Origin of the sequence: uncultured Pseudomonas sp. (assembly GCF_913777995.1) — a bacterium.
Lineage (GTDB): Bacteria > Pseudomonadota > Gammaproteobacteria > Pseudomonadales > Pseudomonadaceae > Aquipseudomonas.
On record NZ_CAJYVE010000022.1, the window covers coordinates 19,643 to 34,929 of the forward strand.

The 15,287-nt window shown below is 63.9% G+C and carries 13 protein-coding genes and 1 pseudogene; 8 read left to right on the forward strand and 6 right to left on the reverse strand.

The genetic code is table 11. The features are described 5' to 3' along the window. Positions 1–13 precede the first annotated feature (13 nt). A complete protein-coding gene (locus tag QZ497_RS09235; protein WP_295473372.1) occupies positions 14–844 on the reverse strand; it encodes an AraC family transcriptional regulator in 831 nt (276 codons plus the stop codon). A 132-nt stretch (positions 845–976) separates the two neighbouring features. Here QZ497_RS09235 and QZ497_RS09240 point away from each other — a divergent pair, with 132 nt between their 5' ends. The 8 genes from QZ497_RS09240 (at position 977) to QZ497_RS09275 (ending at position 11,834) form a co-directional block, all read left to right on the forward strand. Next, on the forward strand, positions 977–1,702 hold the full coding sequence (locus QZ497_RS09240; protein ID WP_295473375.1) for a serine O-acetyltransferase: 726 nt from the start codon (positions 977–979) through the stop codon (positions 1,700–1,702). Then, positions 1,696–2,613 carry a PLP-dependent cysteine synthase family protein gene (locus tag QZ497_RS09245; RefSeq protein ID WP_295473377.1) on the forward strand — a complete coding sequence of 306 codons (918 nt, stop codon included), beginning with the start codon at positions 1,696–1,698 and terminating at the stop codon, positions 2,611–2,613. Before QZ497_RS09240 ends, QZ497_RS09245 begins: the two co-directional genes overlap by 7 nt. Further along, the gene (locus tag QZ497_RS09250; protein ID WP_295473378.1) at positions 2,603–3,445 is read left to right on the forward strand and encodes a class I SAM-dependent methyltransferase; all 843 of its coding nucleotides are present in this window, start codon (positions 2,603–2,605) and stop codon (positions 3,443–3,445) included. Before QZ497_RS09245 ends, QZ497_RS09250 begins: the two co-directional genes overlap by 11 nt. A 61-nt stretch (positions 3,446–3,506) precedes the next feature. After that, the gene (locus tag QZ497_RS09255; RefSeq protein ID WP_295473380.1) at positions 3,507–4,241 is read left to right on the forward strand and encodes an AzlC family ABC transporter permease; all 735 of its coding nucleotides are present in this window, start codon (positions 3,507–3,509) and stop codon (positions 4,239–4,241) included. Beyond that, the gene (locus QZ497_RS09260; RefSeq protein ID WP_295473382.1) at positions 4,238–4,555 is read left to right on the forward strand and encodes an AzlD domain-containing protein; all 318 of its coding nucleotides are present in this window, start codon (positions 4,238–4,240) and stop codon (positions 4,553–4,555) included. Before QZ497_RS09255 ends, QZ497_RS09260 begins: the two co-directional genes overlap by 4 nt. 533 nt (positions 4,556–5,088) lie before the next feature. After that, complete coding sequence (locus QZ497_RS09265; RefSeq protein ID WP_295473384.1) at positions 5,089–6,714, forward strand: methyl-accepting chemotaxis protein; 1,626 nt, start codon at positions 5,089–5,091, stop codon at positions 6,712–6,714. Positions 6,715–6,775: 61 nt separating this feature from the next. Next, positions 6,776–10,834: a CHASE domain-containing protein gene (locus QZ497_RS09270; protein ID WP_295473386.1), complete on the forward strand. Its 4,059-nt coding sequence runs from the start codon at positions 6,776–6,778 to the stop codon at positions 10,832–10,834. A gap of 31 nt (positions 10,835–10,865) precedes the next feature. Beyond that, positions 10,866–11,834: a diguanylate cyclase gene (locus QZ497_RS09275; protein WP_295473388.1), complete on the forward strand. Its 969-nt coding sequence runs from the start codon at positions 10,866–10,868 to the stop codon at positions 11,832–11,834. Between the two features lie 21 nt (positions 11,835–11,855). On the opposite strand, the gene QZ497_RS09280 is transcribed toward QZ497_RS09275, so the two are convergent. The 5 genes and pseudogenes from QZ497_RS09280 to QZ497_RS09295 form a co-directional block, all read right to left on the reverse strand. Next, on the reverse strand, positions 11,856–12,407 hold the full coding sequence (locus QZ497_RS09280) for an ATP-dependent Clp protease proteolytic subunit (protein WP_295473390.1): 552 nt from the start codon (positions 12,405–12,407) through the stop codon (positions 11,856–11,858). Between the two features lie 5 nt (positions 12,408–12,412). Continuing rightward, positions 12,413–12,469: pseudogene (locus QZ497_RS21855) on the reverse strand (hypothetical protein); the annotation flags it as partial. 164 nt (positions 12,470–12,633) lie between these two features. Beyond that, positions 12,634–12,810 carry a KGG domain-containing protein gene (locus QZ497_RS09285; protein ID WP_295473391.1) on the reverse strand — a complete coding sequence of 59 codons (177 nt, stop codon included), beginning with the start codon at positions 12,808–12,810 and terminating at the stop codon, positions 12,634–12,636. Between the two features lie 470 nt (positions 12,811–13,280). Continuing rightward, positions 13,281–14,120: a glutathione-dependent disulfide-bond oxidoreductase gene (gene yghU / locus QZ497_RS09290; protein ID WP_295473393.1), complete on the reverse strand. Its 840-nt coding sequence runs from the start codon at positions 14,118–14,120 to the stop codon at positions 13,281–13,283. A gap of 134 nt (positions 14,121–14,254) precedes the next feature. Further along, positions 14,255–15,283, reverse strand: a complete 1,029-nt coding sequence (locus tag QZ497_RS09295; protein ID WP_295473453.1) for an iron ABC transporter permease — start codon at positions 15,281–15,283, stop codon at positions 14,255–14,257. Between the last annotated feature and the right edge of the window lie 4 nt (positions 15,284–15,287).

Below are 15,287 nucleotides of genomic sequence, written 5' to 3' on the forward strand. Positions count from 1 at the left end.
GTGACTCGTTTGTCTAGCGGCAGGCCTCTGCGAAGCGCCCGGGCGTCACGCCAAAGCTGGCCCGGAAGCGGTTGGTGAAATGGCTCTGGTCGAAAAAGCCCACGCTGATGGCTGTTTGTGCGGCGCTCATGCCTTTGGCGAGACGGTCCTTGGCCGCCTGCAGGCGTACCTGGGTGATGTAGGCGTGCACCGTCATGCCGGTCTGGCGGCGGAACGAGCGCATGAAATGATACTCGCTGAGCCCCACCGCACTGGCCACCTGGGAGATCGACAAACGCTCGTCGAAACAGGACTGGATCAGGTCTTGCGCGCGGCGCACGTCCGCCGCCGGGGCTTCGCGCAGCGTGCGGCCGCGAGCGCACTGGCCGTAGCGGCGGATCAGCGCCGCGAATGCTTCGAGCATCGCGCTCTGACGTTCCAGCGGGTCGGGGGAGGTCTCGATGACGCCGTGGGCCAGGGTCAGCTGGCGCGCCAGCAGCGGATCGTCGTGCAGGGCCGCACGACCGAGGTCCAGCCCGGTTGCCGGGGCGTCGAACACGTCCGCCGCGACCGCTTCGAGGACCTGCGGCTGCGGGTAGAAGGCCCGGTAGGCCCATTGCCCGACGTCCTTGGCCGCCTCGCCGGTATGCACCTGGCCGGGCTGAATGATCATGACCGTGCCGGGTATCGCGACGCCGGTGTGCTTCTCGATGCTATGCCGCTGGGCACCGCCTTCGAAGGCGGCGATGACGAATTCGTCGTGGGAGTGGGCCGGGTAGCGATGTGAGCAGCACACCGCACGCAGCAATTCCATGCCGTCGCCCAGATCGCTGTCGCGCCATAGCCGGATGTGTTCGGCGTTCATCGATCCGTTCCCGTGGTCGGGTGGTGCGGAGTTCGGTCGCGTGTCCATGCGCAGGATTTTCCAATACCGGTCTTTTTGGTCCGGTTAGTCTGAAAGCTCATTGGGTATTCGGGGGGCAGACGAGTGAACGTCATGCAGTCAGATAAACACCTTGCGTTCGTCTATAACGGAAATTCCGTCAGGGAGCAACTCGCCAGACTGGTCGCCATTGCCTTGCAATTGAGCGAACTCGAGCTGGTAGAAACGGACCGGCAAGCGATTTATTCAGCTGTCATCGACCGCGCCGAGGAGGATCTGCTGGCCGCCCGCAAGCGCGATCCCGCCTCACGTTTCAAACCGCTGGAGTGCCACCTGTCGGTGCATTCGGCGTTTTTCGCGGTGCTTTGCTATCGGGTGGGCCACGTGCTGATCGGCGCTGCCGACGCGCCCACGGCGCATGTGATTGCCGCCATGCGCCTCGGGTTCGTGGCCCGCAGCCTGACCGGCATCGACATCCATCCCGAGGCGCGGCTGGGTCGGCGCTTCGTGATCGACCATGGCTATGGCACGGTGATCGGCCAGACCGTAGAGGTCGGTGACGATGCCTACCTGCTCAACGGCATCGTCCTGGGTGGACGCCGGATCGGTGATGCGCCGAACGGCAAGCGCCATCCAACCCTGGGCCATCGGGTGCAGATCGCGGCCAATTCGAAGATCCTCGGCCCGGTGAGCATTGGCGATGACGTGATCATCGGTTCCGATGTGACCATCACCGAAGATATCGACGCGCAACAACATGTATTCATCAAGCGTGAGCGGCCGGCGATTCAGCGTCGGTCGCTGGCGCTCGCTGCACGAGGGAAGTGTGAGCAATGCTGACGGACTTGCAGAACCGCAGGACGCCGCTCATTCGAGCGGGGAACGTCTATGCCAAGCTGGAAATGTTCAACCGTGCCGGTAGCCACAAGGCCCGCGCTGCCGAGGCGGTGGTGCGCCAGGCCATTGCGGCGGGGCACCTGCAGCCCGGCGGGCGGCGCCGCATCCTGGAAAAGAGCGGCGGCAACTTTGGCATCGGCCTGGCTTTCGAAGCGCGAAAGTTCGATATCGGTGTCGACCTGGTCGTGGGCCTGTCGTTCTCGCGGGTCAAGATGGCCCTGTGCGAGGAATACGGTGCGCGTCTGGTCGGGCGGGACATGCTGCTGGCCGGCGCACAGCCGCGCGAAGTGATCGAGACCTTGCTGCGCGAGCAGCCGGATGACTACTTCTATACCGACCAGTTTTCCAACCCGGCCAATCTGGCCGCGCACTTCGACGGTACCGGCCCGGAACTGCTGGCCCAGCTGCTGCCGCTGGGAGCCCTGGACCGCCCGGTGATGCTCATCGTGGCCGCCGGAACCGGGGCCAGCGCCGCCGGTATTTCGCGGCGCCTCAAGGCCGCCTTGCCGGACGTGACGGTGGTGCTCAACGAGCCGCAGCAGTGCTGCTATGTCGAAGGGGTGTTCGGTGACCATGCGCAGAAGGGCACGGCGGTCGGCGTGCGTCCGCCATTTCTCGATCTGGCCATGGTCGACCATATCGAAAAAGTCAGTGATGCCGAGGCACGCGAAGGCCAGCGCCTGTTCGCGGCGGCCACCGGCCTGTATCCGGGCCCCTCGTCGGGCGCCAACTATTTCCTGGCGCAGCGCTGGGCTGACGCCTATCCCGATTATCTGGTTGTGACCCTCATCTACGACGCCGGCGAAGGCTATCTGGAAGCCTTGCCCGAGCAGGAGATTCGCCATGCAAGCTAGTTCTGTCAAAGCCCGCACTGCGTTCGAGCAGTTCGAATACGACGGTTGGGAGAAGGTCGCCAGCGCCTACCATGCCGCCTGGGGGCATACCACCAGCCCGTTCATCGAGCCGATGCTGGAAAAGGCTGGCCTGTTCCCCGGCGCCCAGGTGCTGGATGTCGCCACCGGGCCAGGCTATGGCGCCGGTCTGGCGGCGGCGGCTGGCGCCAGCGTGGTCGCGGTCGACTTCAGTGAAGCCATGCTCGAGCATGCCCGTCAGCTGCATCCGCAGATCGATTTTCAGTTCGGCGATGTGCACGCCTTGCCCTTCGAGCACGAGAGCTTCGATGCGGTGTTCTCGAACTTCGGCGTGCAGCACTTTTCCGATCCGCAGCGCGCCTTTGCCGAGGTGGCGCGGGTGTTGCGGGCCAACGGCACCTGGGCCTTCACCTTGTGGGCGCCCGACTCGCTCAACAAGGCCGGTGACGTGCTGAACAAGGCGCTGGACGAGCATGCCCAGGTGGCCTCGCCGGTTCCTCCAGGGCCGGCCTATCACGAACTGGACAACTTTTCCTCGCTGGTGCGGCTGCTGGAGCAGGCCGGTTTCGACAAGGGCTCGGTGACCCGCAAACTGGTCCAGCACACCTGGCTGATGCGCGACCCGGCCGAGCTGTTCAATTCCGAGCGGGTCGGCTCGGTACGCTCCGGAGCGCGCCTGCGCGAGCAGCCAGCGGCGGTCCAGGCACGCATCGGCCAGGCCATGGCCGAGTCGATCCGTCTCGATTATCGCCACGGTGACGGCTTCGGCCTGCCGATGGCCGCTTATGTGGTGTCGGCGACACGACGCGCCTGACGCAGCCTGCATCTGCCCGTTGCCTGACGGGCAGCTGCCTCATGACAACAGGGATCGGACCATGACAGCCACCCATACCGCCGCCATCAGGCGTTCGGCCTTCATCGACGGGGCGATTGCCTGCGGCCCTACCATTCTCGGCTACTGGAGCATCGGCTTTGCCGCTGGCGCCATTGGTGCCATCTCAGGCTTCAGCCCAGGCGAGGTGACCCTGCTGGCGATGCTGCTCTATGCCGGCTCGGCACAGTTTCTCTTTTATTCCATGTGGATCGGCGGTGCGGGCAGCCTGGCCATTGTCCTGGCCGTGCTGCTGGTCAATATCCGCTACCTGCTGATGAGTTCTTACCTGGCGCGCTATTTCAACGGCCTGAGCCGTTGGCAGAAGTTCGTCAGCGGCATGCTGCTCACCGATGAAACCTTCGGCGTGGCAGCCCAGCAGGCGGCCCGCCAGGAGAAGATTCCGTTCTGGTGGATGTTCGGCCTCAACGGCGCGGCCTACCTCAACTGGATCGTCGCCAACGTGCTGGGCGCCGTCTTCGCCCGTTCGATCCCCGAAGTCTTTGCGCACCGTCTGGGGTTCAGCCTGACGGCGATGTTCATCGGCCTGATCGTGCTGACCTGGTCGGCCAGCCGGCACCGCAAGCTGGAGATCGTGGCGATGCTGATTTCCGCGGCGGTGATCCTGGCCAGTCTGGGCGTCATCGACGTCAACCTCTCGCTGCTGCTGGCCACCGCCGTGGCTGCGACCGTCTGCGCCGCGTTGCTGCGTGTGTTTCCGGCGGAGGGCAGGGCATGATCGCTGACCCCTTTTTGCTGACGGTGATTGCCTGTGCGGCACTGACCATCGCCGTGCGCGCCTTGCCCATCGTGTTCTTGGCCGGCGTGTCGCTGCCGCGCTTCGCCCTCGACTGGCTGGGCTTCGTGCCCTGCGCGATCATGGTCGCCATCGTGGTCCTTGAACTGGCTGGGCATGCCGACAAGCCAGGTGGCCTGCTGCCGGCGCTGCTGGCGAGTCTGGTCGCGACCCTGCTGGCCCTGTTCACCCGCAGCCTGTTTGCCACCGTGCTGGGTGGCGTGGGGTTCTATCTGGCCTGGTTCCTGCTCGGCTGAGCACTTCTCTTATAAACCTGACGCGTTCGACCTGTGCCTAAAGTATCGGCACGGGTCGAATTTATAATGAGCGTTATTTGAAAGTTATTCTCGCTGCAAACGTTTGCAGAAAGTTGTAAGGGTGGCGCGAACTTATTTTTCACAGTGCCTTGACCTGTTTTCGATGAGGGTGGTGAGAGCCCCGTATTTCAAGGCTTTCAGCCGCTTGTATAATAAGAAATTCGCGGTGCTCGAAGCGTGTCGCTCTTAAGTTTGCATTAAGACTTTCGGATGACTATACAAGTGTTAGTTGTGTGGCCATCATATGGCCATTAATGCAATATCGCGCTTCGAGCGGGAATCACCAGCATGATTATCTCAATTCAGTTGAAGGCTGCCGCACAGCTTTTTTCGACACGCTCCCTGTCTTGGTCAGTCTGCGCTGCCGGGTCTTCCCTCCGTTCGCGTTCACGCTTCATTTCAGGCCCAGCGGCCCATGGCCTGTCGGCGTCTCCTGAGTTCCTGACGTCTTGCTTTCCAGGGGGTATTCGAAAATGACGTTCAGATCGTTGTCCATTGCTCCAAGGGCCATGCTGAGTTTCGGTGTGATCGCCCTGCTGGTATTTATTTTCGGCGGTTTCGCTCTGATGCAGATGTCGCAGATGCATGCACGTTCGGCTGAGGTCGAGAGCGACTGGATGCCCAGCCTCAATGCGCTGTCGGACGTCAGCCGCGACATGCTCCTGCTGCGCAGCGCCACACTGCGCCTGATGCTCAGTGAGAACGACCAGCAGCTGCAGTCCACGTTGACCCGGGTCAAGGAGCTGCGCAGCGAGCTGCAGCGCATGCAGGGTGAGTACGAGCGCTTGATCAGCTCGCCCACCGAGCGTACCGCCTACGAGCAATTCAACCAGGCCGAGAGCGCTTACCTGGCGGGTCAGTCGGAGGTGGTGAGCCAGGTCCAGGCCGGCGAGCGGCAGGCGGCTTACGCACTGATCATGAAGGTGCTCAACCCCAATGCCGATGAAATGGTGCGGCGCATGCAGGCGCTGATCGGCATCAACCGCCAAGGCGCCTCGGACGCGGCGGCGCAGTCGGCGCAGGTCTACCAGCACGCCGTGCAGGGCACCCTGGTGGTCATGGGCCTGGCGGCTATTTTCACCCTGGGGCTGGCGTTGCTGTTCACTCGCAGCATCGTGCGGCCGCTGGCGACTGCCGTACAGGTGGCCGGTTCGGTCGCGCAGGGCAACCTGACTTTGGAAATCGATACCCGTGGCAGTGACGAACCGGCGCGGCTACTGCAGTCGCTCCAGCACATGCAGGATCGCCTGCGCGACACCATCGGTCAGATTGCCCAGGCTTCGGAACAGCTGGCATCGGCCGCCGGGCTACTCAACGGGGTGACCGAAGAGGGCTCGCGCAACCTGCAGCGCCAGAGTACCGAGATCGATCAGGCGGCCACGGCGGTCACGCAGATGAGCAGTGCCGTCGACGAGGTGGCGCGCAACGCCGCCAGCGCTTCGCAGAGTTCGGTGCAGTCCGGGCAGATCGCCCGCCAGGGTAGCGAGTCGATCAACCAGACCCTGGCGACCATCGGCAGGTTGGCCACCGATGTCGACACTACCTCATCGAGCTTTACCCACCTGGCCGGCAAGATTCATGGCATAAGCCGGGTGCTCGACGTGATTCGCAGCATCGCCGAGCAGACCAACCTGCTGGCGCTCAACGCCGCCATCGAGGCGGCACGTGCCGGGGAAGCCGGCCGTGGCTTCGCCGTGGTCGCCGATGAGGTGCGCGCACTGGCGCACAAGACAGGACAATCTACGCTAGAGATCGAAACCATGATCAGTGCCATCCAGAACGATACCGCCCAGGCGGTGCGTTCGATGGACAGTTGCAATGGACTCACCAAGCAGACCCTCGATGTTGCGCAGGGGGCAGGGCAGGCACTGGAGCAGATCATCCAGGCGATCGGGCAGATCAACGATCGCAACCTGGTGATCGCTTCCGCGACCGAGCAGCAGGCCCACGTCGCCCGTGAAGTCGACCGTAGCTTGGTGAACATCCGTGACTTGGCGCTGAGCAATTCCAGCGGTTCGCAGCAGACCAGTACGGCGAGCCGCGGCCTGTCGGGGCTGGCCATGGAATTAAGGACGATGGTCGGGCGCTTCCAGATATGAGCCGTTCAAGGCTCGGGGAGACGGCCGTGAAGGGTCATGCAGGCAAGGGAGCATGCAGTGGATGAAGACCAATTCGCTCAAGTGGCTGTGTGGCTGGACGTCGCTGGTCCTGCTGGCGGGGCTGGCGCTTAGCTGGTTCGCCAGTCATGAGCAGGCCAAGGCCATCGAGCGTTATGTGATGATGGCGCTCAAGGATGCCGGGCAGGGCATCGCCGACGATCTGCAGACCCGCCTGAGGGTCTATGAATACCGCTTGCGCGGGTTGCGCGGCGCGATCCACATGATGAACCCGGAGGACATAAGCGGCAGCCAGATGAGCCGCTACAGTCAGGGCCGCAACATCGAGAAAGAGTATCCGGGGGCCAGTGGCTTCGGTTTCATCCGTCGTGTGCCACAGAACAAGGAGGGGGACTTCCTGCGCGCCGTACGCGCCGATGGTCGGCCGGATTTTGCCCTCAGCCGTTTCAGTGCCCATCAGGGTGACCGCTACATCATCCAGTTCATCGACCCTTCCGTACGCAACATCCAGGCTCTGGGTCTGGATATCGCCTCTGAGCCGCGTCGTCGCGATGCTGCCATTCAGGCCATGCGCAGCGGCGAGGCAACACTTTCGGCGCCGATCACCCTGCAACAGAGCAATGAAGAGCGTCTGCGGGCGTTCCTGTTCCTGTTGCCGGTTTACAGCACGCCGGAAACGCCGCCCGACGTTGCACAGCGCGAGGCGTCCGCCATCGGCTGGACCTACGCGCCGCTGGCCATGAGCGAGGTCATGGCCAGCCTCGATCCCGCCAATCATCGCCTGCACCTGACCCTGTACGACGTCAGCGATGGTCGGCAACTGATCTATCAGACCCATGACGATGAACCGGAGCCGGAAGTCGTCCAGGTGTACGCTTTCGAACGCGAGATCTATGGCCGGGTATGGCGCATGGAGGTCGGTGCCCATCCGCTGTTCATCACCTCCCTGGACCTGGTACCCCCGGCCCGGGTGTTTTTCATTGGCATGCTGGCCACGCTGCTGCTGACCGCAATGGTCGGCAACCTGATGCTGTCACGCCTGCGCAAGCACGAGGTGATCGCCGGCCAGGCACGTCTGGCCACCATCGTCGAGAACTCCAGCGATGCAATCATCGGTGAAGCCCTGGATGGGCGGATCATCACCTGGAACCGCGCCGCCGAGCAGATGTTCGGTTACACCGAGGACGAGGTGCTGGGTCGCCCGCTGGCGCCCTTGCTGGTGCCCCTGTCGCGGGTGCACGAGGATGAACAGCTGCTCGAACGCGTGGCGCGTGGCGAGCGCGGCTCGACCCTGGAAACCCAGCGCTTGCACAAGGAAGGCCGGTTGATCGACGTGACCATCACCTGCAGCCTGATCCGCGAGGCGGACGGCAGCATTCTTGGCGCGGCAAAAATGATGCACGACATCACCGACCGCAAGCGCGTCGAGCGCTACCTGATGGAGTTCAATGCCGAACTGGAACAACAGGTCAACGAACGCACCGCCGAACTGACGCGGGTGGCCGGTTTGCTGCAGGCGGTACTCGATGCGTCTTCGGAAGTCTCCATCATCGCCACCGATACCGAGGGGCGCGTCGTGGTGTTCAACCGCGGCGCGGAATTGCTGCTCGGCTATTCGAACCAGGAGATCGTCGGGCAGAAAACCGCCGTAGGGTTCCACCTGCGTGCCGAGATGGATGCTCGTTCGCTGGAACTGAGCCGTGAGTACGGCATCCTCATCGAGGGCGTCGACGTATTCACCTTCAAGGCCCAGCTGGAAGGCGCGGAAACCCGCCAGTGGACCTACGTGCGCAAGGACGGCTCGCACGTCCAGGTGTCGATGGTGATCACCCCGATCCGTACCGAAACGGGCGAAATCATCGGCCATCTGGCCATTGCCCAGGACATCACCGAGCGCCTGCGCCATAGCGCCGAACTCAATGATGCCAAGTCCATCGCCGAAGCCGCCAACGCCGCCAAGAGCCTGTTCCTGGCCAACATGAGCCACGAGATCCGCACACCGATGAACGCGGTGATCGGTATCGCCCACTTGTTGCAGAACACCTCCTTGAACGAGCAGCAGCGGCAGCTGCTGACCAAGCTGCAGATCGCCGGACGCACGCTGCTGGGCATCATCAACGACATCCTCGACATCGCCAAGATCGAAGCGGGCGAGATGCGCCTGGAAAGCAACCCCTTCAGCCCCCGGCAACTGCTCGGCGAGCTTAACGAGCTGTTTACCTCCCAGGCCCAGGAAAAGGGCCTGCGTTTTTCCGTCAAGGGCGCGGGGCAACTGCCGAACCTGCTGATTGGCGATGCCTTGCGGGTCAACCAGATCCTCATGAACCTGGTGGGTAATGCCCTCAAGTTCACCACCCAGGGCGGCGTCGAGGTGAGCGCCAGCCGCGAGAGCGGTGATGCCGAGCACTGCTGGTTGCGCTTCAGCGTGCAGGACACCGGCTGTGGTATCGCCGCCGATGTGCTGGGTCAGCTGTTTTCGCCATTCACCCAGGCCGACGCTTCCACCACACGCCGCTTCGGCGGCACCGGCCTGGGCCTGTCGGTGGTGCGTGGGCTGGCCGAGCAGATGGGCGGCGAAGTGGGCGTGCGCAGCGAATTGGGCATGGGCAGCGAGTTCTGGGTACGCTTGCCGTTTCGCATCGGCCAGAGTGACGTGGAACCGGCCGTGCCGGGCAGCAACCTGGAAGTGCTGGTGCTCAGCGACAACGTGCAATCCTCACAGGCCTTGCAACGCCTGTGCCGCGGCCTGGGCTGGCGGGTCTGCTGCCCGCCCGGTGAAGAAGCGCTGCAACCCTTGCTCGACGAGCGTCGGCAACGCAGCGGCCCGCTGCCGGACGTCCTGTTGCTCGACTGGCAGCAGGTGCAGCCTGGTGAGCTGCAACGGGTTCGTGAAATCGCCGGCCTGCCGGTCATCCTGGTAACCCGCGTCGGTACAGAGCAGGCCGTCGCCGATCTGCCGGTCGACTGGCTGTTGCTCAAGCCGCTGGACAGTTCGGCGCTGTTCAACGCCGTCAATGCTTGCATCGCCCGGTGCCAGGGCAGTACCGCGCGGGTCATCCAGGCGACCCGCCTGGACACCAGCGTGACCCGTTGGCTCAGCGGCCTGGAGCTGCTGCTGGTCGACGACAGCGAGATCAACCTGGAAGTGGCCAGCCTGCTGCTGGAGCAGCAGGGCGCCAAGGTGCATACCTGCACCAACGGGTTGCAGGCCCTGGAGCGTTTGCGCCAGGCGCCGGAGTTCTTCGATGCGGTGCTGATGGATGTGCAGATGCCGGAGATGGACGGCTACGAAGCCACTCGGCGCTTGCGCGGCGACCTGGGCCTGACCCGCCTGCCGGTACTGGCCTTGACCGCCGGGGCACTGGCCGAAGAGCGACGCCAGGCCGAGCAGGCCGGGATGGACGATTTCCTCACCAAGCCTCTGGATCCGGCGGCACTGATCCGCGCCATTCGCCAGGCGGTGGAGCGCGTGCGCGGTGTACCGCTGCAGGTCAGTCAGGTTCCGCAGTCGTCTGCGCAGGGCGGTGACTGGCCGCAGATCGACGGCATCGACAGTCAGGAGGTGGCCACCCGCCTGGGGCATGATGTGGAGCTGTTCCTGTCGTCCTTGAAACGCTTCTTCGCCGAGTTCGCCGGCTTCGGTGACGTATCGACGATCCAGCAGCGCGCCATCGGTGAGCCCATGGTGGTGGCGGCCGAGCTACACAAGCTGCGGGGTGTGGCGAACCTGCTGGGTGCCCGGGAACTGGGGCGCCTGGCGGCGCAGGCCGAGACGGCCCTGCGAGAGTCTGCCGATGCCGCGCCCAGCCTGCACGGATTGACCGAGGCTTATCATGAGCTGCGTGAACAGACTGCCGCGCTGCAGGTTTCCAGCCTGCCGGCGCCGCAAGCCGAGGCGGACCCGGAGACGGCCCGCGAAGCACTGACCCGCCTGCGCGAGTCGCTGGGCCAACGTGACCTCGCCGCCCTGGACCTGTTCGCCCTGGCCGCACCGGCGTTGCAGGCTTCAGCCGGTCGACCGCTGGTCGAACAGCTCTGGCAGGCTGTCGAGGGCCTCGAGTTCGAGCGTGCCCTGGATCTGCTCGAACGTGCCGATCTTTGAAGGGCAAACAGGGAATGGAGAAACAGACGTAATGGAACCGACCCCCAGCCTGCTGATCGTCGATGACGACATTTCCGCTATCCGGGTGCTGAGCAAAGTGTTGCAGGGCCTGGGGCAGATTCGCTTCGCCACCGGCGGCGAACAGGCATTGCGCATGATCCAGGAGCAGCGTCCCGACCTGATCCTGCTCGATGCCGAAATGCCGGGTATGAGCGGCTTCGAGGTGTGCCGAACCGTCAAGAGCGACCCGCTGCTGCAGGATGTGCCGGTGATCTTCATCACCAGCCACACCCAGACCCGCGTCGAGGAGCAGGGTCTGGCGCTGGGGGCGGTGGACTTCATTGGCAAGCCGGTGCAGCCGGCGATCGTCACTGCCCGGGTCAAGACCCATCTGCGCCTCAAAATGGCCATGGATCGTCTCAACCGCCTGGCACAGACCGACGGCCTGACCGGCCTGGCCAACCGCCGCCTGCTGGACGAGGCCATCGAGCGCGAATGGTCGCGGGCCAGGCGCAATCAGGGTGCCTTCTCGCTGTTGCTGCTGGATATCGACTATTTCAAGCGCTACAACGACCGCTACGGTCATTTGCAGGGCGACGAGTGCCTGATTGCCGTGGCTCATGCACTCAAGGGCTGCGTGCATCGGTCTACTGACCTGGTGGCACGCTATGGTGGCGAGGAATTCGTCATTCTGCTTCCGGATACGGGGGCCGAAGGCGCCCGCCAGATGGCGCAGGAGGTGGTCGAGACCGTCCAGGGGCTAGAGCGCGTGCACGAAGCCAGTGAGTATGGACGGGTGACGGTATCGGTGGGCGCGGCCAGCCTGGAAGCCGGGGTCAACTGCCCAGCCCGCTCGACACCGCCAGTGCCCCCCGAACCCATTGTGGTGGCGCTGCTCGCACAAGCCGACCGGGCGCTTTACCAGGCCAAGGATGGCGGGCGCAACACCAGTCGTTTCGTCGCCCTCACACCGCCGCTGCCCGGTGAGGCTGCAATGTGACGCCCGCTGGCACGCTGCCGTTCAGCTGTGCACGCAGTGAGTGACGTACTCGCCTTTCTGCAAAGGGCTCTGCACCTCGTGGATCACCCCGCAAAGCAGCGCCTGCTCCGGTTCGAGAATCCGTGGCGCGGCGGTCAGGTACTTTTCGGTTTCCAGCGGTTCCTGCGCGCCCTGGGTGCGCTCGGCCACGATGCGGCAGTACAGGTGCATGTCGAAGTCCAGGCTCATCGCGTATTCGGACATGCGTGAATGGTCCACGGCGCCGTTGAGGTGCCAGTGGAAGGGGTGAAACAGGAATTTGCTGTGCGGGCAGGCGGTTCGGTGTTCCCCCGCGAGGAAAATGACGTTGCCCATGGATTCCACAGTGCCCAGGTTATGGGTGTGTACCGGCATCGGCAGGCTCAGCAGAAAGTTGTAGAGGGTGAAGCCGTAACTGCATTCGCCGCCCATTGTGGCGATGTTCAGCACCAGGCGTTCGGCGTTCTGCTGGGCGGCCTGGGAGGCCTTGTCGATCAGTTGTCCGCAGGTTGCGGAGTTGATGGGGGCGGTGAAATGGATAATGTGAATCGCCATGTTCGCTACCTCTTGAACGATGAGCGCGGATCGAACGAGTTGCATACCCCGCAGCGTGGCGAGGAGGCTGTGCAGCGAAGGTGTCAGCGCTGCACGCCGACAGGACGGAGCCACTCCACAGCAGGTTCTGGTTGACCACCCGCTGCCAGATCGGCCCCGCCCATGGCGCAGTGGTGTTCATGGGCGGATCATGGCCCAGGCTGCGCAGGTTTCAAACGGCAAGGGCTCAGGACTGGCGACCACCGCGGTGACTGCCTTGTCCGCCTTTCTTACCGGCTTCCGATGCCTTATCCCGGTCCTGGGACATATTGCCGCCCGAGGATTGACCGCCTTTCTTGCCGGCTTGGGAAGCCTTCTCGCGGTCGTTGGCGAAGTTGCCGGGATTCTTGTTTCCTGTAGTCATGATAGCACTCCAATATTGGCTATGAGTTCCAACAGTTCACAAATGCCCGTTTTAATTAACGGGCACTAGATCCGATAAGTGTCCGGTGTGGAATGTTTCTGGAATTGTTGTGTGGCCGGATGAATGGTAGTAATGAAGTGTCAATGGTATGAAGAAAACTATAAAAACTTTTATGAATCAGCGAGCTGCAAATGGAGTGATAAGTTTGGAAACCTTTGTAAGGTTTTTGACAGCTGGTGTCAGTATGGCGGGGCTATTTATATAAAGGTGTCATTAAAAAACGCGCTTTATTCCTTTTGATCACGAACCGTTGAAAGTGAGCGAGAAGTTCCACGCGCTTTGGGTCGGATAAGCCGCAATACGGGTCAGTTGAGCCGTGGGAGCGAGCTTGCTCGCGAAAACGCCAGGAAATTCACTGTATCTGCTGTGAATATGAGGCCGCTCTCCGGGGGTGAGAGCGGCCAGCCCGATCAGTCCAGGTCTTTCGCGTCGTGACGCTCCGCCACCTGGCTGGCTTCGTCGCCCCAGGTGCGGTTGACCCGTTGGCCGCGTTGCACGGCCGGGCGTTGGGCGATGGCTTCGGCCCAGCGCTGCACGTGGGTGTACTCATGCACGGCCAGGAACTGTGCGGCCGAATACAGGTTGCCGCGCACCAATTGCCCGTACCACGGCCATACGGCGATGTCCGCGATGCTGTAGTGCTCGCCGGCCAGATAGGCGCTTTCGCCCAGACGGCGGTCCAGCACATCGAGCTGGCGCTTGGCTTCCATGGTGAAGCGGTTGATCGGGTACTCCAGCTTTTCCGGGGCATAGGCATAGAAATGCCCGAAGCCGCCGCCGAGGTAGGGCGCCGCGCCCATCTGCCAGAACAGCCAGTTCAGGGTCTCGGTACGGCCTGCCGGGTCAGCGGGCAGGAACGCACCGAACTTTTCCGCCAGGTACAGCAGGATCGCGCCCGACTCGAAGACGCGCTGCGCTGGCGCCACACTGCGGTCGAGCAGGGCAGGGATCTTCGAGTTGGGGTTGACCGCGACGAAGCCGCTGGAGAACTGCTCGCCCTGGTTGATGCGGATCAGCCAGGCATCGTATTCGGCGCCCGGGTGGCCGAGGGCGAGCAGCTCTTCGAGCAGGATGGTGACTTTCACGCCATTGGGCGTACCGAGGGAGTACAGCTGCAGCGGGTGTTTGCCGACCGGCAATTCCTTGTCGTGGGTAGGACCGGCCACGGGGCGGTTGATGTTGGCGAACTGTCCGCCGGATGGTGCCTCGTGGGTCCAGACGGTTGGGGGCGTGTAAGTACCTTGGGTCATGCAGGTCCTCCTGGTCTCTGGCGGCGCCCGCTGGCGCCGGGTAGCGAGAGAGCGGACCTGTAGCGGCCCGATTCGCGTGGCCCGTCATCATGAACCAGTTTGTGCCAAAGGTGCAGCCTGTGCGGCCAGGGCATTCAGCGGCGGCGCAGCATACCGATGAAGAACAAGCCGCCCAGTGCGGCGGTGGCGATACCGATCGGCAGGTCCTGAGGGGCGATCAGGCTGCGCGCCGCGACATCCACCCAGACCAGGAACAGCGCGCCCAGCAGTGCACAGACCGGAATCAACCGGCGATGCTCGCTGCCCACCAGCCAGCGCGCCAGGTGCGGCAGCATCAGGCCGACGAAACCGATGGCGCCGGCCAGCGAGACCAGCACGCCAGTGAGCAGCGAGCAGCAGACGAACACCTGCCAGCGCAGCCGCCGGGTGTCGACGCCCAGGCTGGCGGCGGTGTGCTCGCCGCACAGCAGGGCATCGAGCGGGCGTGCCAGCACCAGCAAGGCTAGCAGCGCGGTCAGCACGCCCAGCGCCGGCAGCGGCAGCAGGTTCCAGCTGGCCTGGCCCAGGCCGCCGAGCATCCAGAACATCACCGAGCTGGCGGCGTGCGGGTCGCCGACATAGAGAAGCAGGTTGACCAGCGCCATGAGCACGAACGATACCGCGACTCCGGCCAGCAGCAGCCGCTCGCCTTGGGGTCGTGCCTCGTCCTGCCGCTGGCGCGGGCGCGCCAGGTCAAGGACCAGCAGCATGCTGCCCAGCGCCCCGGCGAAGGCCGCCAGGGGCAGGCTCAAGGTGCCGGCGAAGTGGCCCAGGTACATGATCACCAGTACCGCACCCAGCGCTGCGCCGGAACTCACCCCCAGCAGGTGCGGGTCGGCCAGCGGGTTGCGCGTCACCGCCTGCAGGGCGGCGCCGATCATCGCCAGGCCGGCGCCGACCAGCGCACCGAGTAACACCCGTGGCGCACGCAGTTGCCAGACGATAGCCTCCTGGCTGGAGGGCCAGGCCTCAGCGTTGGTCAGTCCCAGCCTGCTCAACAGGATGTCGCCGACCTGGCTGCTGGGTATCTGGGCCGAACCGAACCCCAGCGCCAGTACGCACGACAGCGCCAACAGGGCCAGCAGGCCGATGACCAGCCCTCGGTAGGCGCTGCGACTGGCCAGGCGT